General features: G+C 61.5%; 2 protein-coding genes and 1 pseudogene. 1 reads left to right on the plus strand and 2 read right to left on the minus strand.

Annotated features, from left to right (window positions below; genetic code table 11):
- A pseudogene (locus EN969_RS27290) lies at positions 1 to 1037 on the minus strand (protein translocase subunit SecDF); the annotation flags it as partial.
- A gap of 51 nt (positions 1038 to 1088) precedes the next feature.
- Positions 1089 to 1427 (minus strand): preprotein translocase subunit YajC, encoded by a 339-nt coding sequence (yajC, locus tag EN969_RS27295; RefSeq protein ID WP_013531305.1) that lies wholly within the window; start codon positions 1425 to 1427, stop codon positions 1089 to 1091.
- 277 nt (positions 1428 to 1704) lie between these two features.
- Between yajC and EN969_RS27300 the strand changes: the two genes are divergently transcribed.
- Positions 1705 to 2314, plus strand: a 610-nt coding sequence (locus EN969_RS27300) for an ATP-binding protein (protein ID WP_164758536.1), incomplete at its 3' end; no start/stop codon positions are given.

Below are 2314 nucleotides of genomic sequence, written 5' to 3' on the forward strand. Positions count from 1 at the left end.
CGCAGCAGCACGGCGAGATCGTTGGCGCTCTGGGCGGTGAAATTGCCGGAGATCTGGCCGGTGCCGCCGAGGATCGGCTCGCGGATCTGCGGCGCCGAAATCACCTGGTTGTCGAGGATGATGGCGAACAGCTTGCCGACATTTTGCGCCGTGGCCTGGCCGAAGCGCGCCGCCCCCTTCGAATCGAAGCGGAACGACACCACCGGCTCGTTGTTCTGCGAATTGTAGGTCGCCTGCGCATCGACGAGGTTTTCGCCCGAGACGATGACGCGGTTCTCGATCAGATACGGAACCGGCGGATCGTCCTGCGAATACAGCACCGACGAGCCGGCAGGCGGACGGCCGTTGAGCGCGTCCTGCACCGGCATCGACTGGTCGACCATCTGGAAGGTCAGCTTGGCGGTCTGGCCGAGGATTTCCTTCAGCCTTTGCGGGTCCTGAAGACCCGGCACCTGGACAAGGATACGGTCGTCGCCCTGCCGCTGCACGATGGGTTCGGTCGTGCCGAGTTCGTTGACGCGGCGTTCGACCACCTCGATCGACTGCGTCAGCGCGGTCGACGTGCGGTATTTGATGCCGGCATCGGTGACGTTGAACTTGAGCAGGCCGGGCTCGGAATCGTCGAGCGTCATTTCCTGCAGGGAACCGCCGGTGAACAGGCCGGCGGCGACCGGATCGGTCAGCGTCTTCAGCGCCGTCTTGGCGGCATCGATCTGGGCGGGATCGGTAATGCGAACCTGCAGGGTCCGCCCCGTGCCGGCAAGGCCGGTATAGCCAATCTTGGCGTCGCGCAGCAGCGTGCGGATTTCGTCGCGCGTCGTCTCCAGCCGGTCCTTGATCAGATCGTTCTGGTTCATTTCCAGCAAGATGTGCGAACCACCCTGCAGGTCGAGGCCGAGCGTCATCTGCCGCTTCGGCACCCAGTTGGGCAGTTGCGCCAGCGTGCTGGCGGAGAACAGGTTGGGCGCGGCGAGGATCACCGTGATGGCCACGGCCACCCAGATCAGGATCATCTTGAAGCGCGAGAAATACAACATATGGCGTCGTCCGTCAGAGCGTGTCCGCGGATCGCTCCGCCTAAAATTGGATTATTTCTTGGCGTTCTGGTTGGCCACCGGCTCGCCCTTGACGCGCACATCGGCGATCGTCGAGCGCAGCGCCGTCACCTTCAAGCCATTGCCGAGGTCGACCTCGAGCTCGTTGTCGTCGATCACCTTGGTCACCTTGCCGACGAAGCCGCCGCCGGTGACGACCGTGTCGCCGCGACGGACCGCGGCCAGCATCTCGCCACGCTTCTTCAGCTGCGTGCGCTGCGGCCGGATGATCAGAAAATACATGATCACGAAAATCAGGACAAACGGCAAAATGCTGATGAACATGTCGGGAGAAGCGCCGACGCCTTGGGCGTATGCCGGTGTCACGAACATCGAGGTACTCCTGAATTTTGAAAACAGCCGCCAATCTGGCGGCCCCTTGAAATTTGGCCGGAATATAGTCGGTAAAGTTGTCAATGCAACTGCGCGGCCGGCCAAATCGGCTGCTTTTCCGGCCTGTTGAGCCGTGTTAGAGCAGGATCGCAAAAAGCACGAGCCGGTTTCCGCAAAAAATTATGCTCGAACAAAAGGTTGCAACCGGTTTTGTATCAGGCGAAATCGGGCAGCTTCACGCCCCAAGACATCAAAAACGCGAAAACAAAAGACAGACATGACCGACAGCAGCATTGAGGCCCTGAACCAGAAACTCGACCGGCTGATCGAAGCGGTGAGCCGCCTTGCCCCGCCGCCGGTGCCCCAAACCGACCTCCGCGAGGCTGATTGCTTCGTTTGGCAGGCCGATCCGGGCTATCTGGAACCGGTGCACAGGGTTAACCGCGTCGACATCGGACTGATCCGTGGCGTCGACCGCGTCCGCGACATCCTTGTCGACAACACCGAACGCTTCGCTGCCGGCTACCCGGCCAACAATGTGTTGTTGTGGGGCGCGCGCGGCATGGGCAAATCGTCGCTGGTCAAGGCCGTGCATGCGGAGATCAACGCCAAGGCCAGGTCCGACCTGCCGTTGAAGCTGATCGAGATCCACCGCGAGGACATCGACACGCTGCCGAAGCTGATGGGTCTGCTGAAGGCGGCGCCCTTCCGCTTCATCCTGTTTTGCGACGACCTCTCCTTCGACCATGACGACACCTCCTACAAATCGCTCAAGGCAGCGCTCGAAGGCGGCGTCGAGGGCCGTCCAGCCAATGTCATCTTCTACGCCACCTCGAACCGCCGCCATCTTTTGCCGCGCGACATGATCGACAATGAACGCTCGACCG

This window comes from Mesorhizobium sp. M7A.F.Ca.CA.003.01.2.1 (assembly GCF_003998945.1).
GTDB lineage: Bacteria > Pseudomonadota > Alphaproteobacteria > Rhizobiales > Rhizobiaceae > Mesorhizobium > Mesorhizobium ciceri.

What these genes read in the sequence shown, in the direction of transcription:
- yajC (WP_013531305.1), bottom strand. Translation starts at nt 1,427, where the DNA reads ATGTTCGTGACACCGGCATACGCCCAAGGCGTCGGCGCTTCTCCCGAC.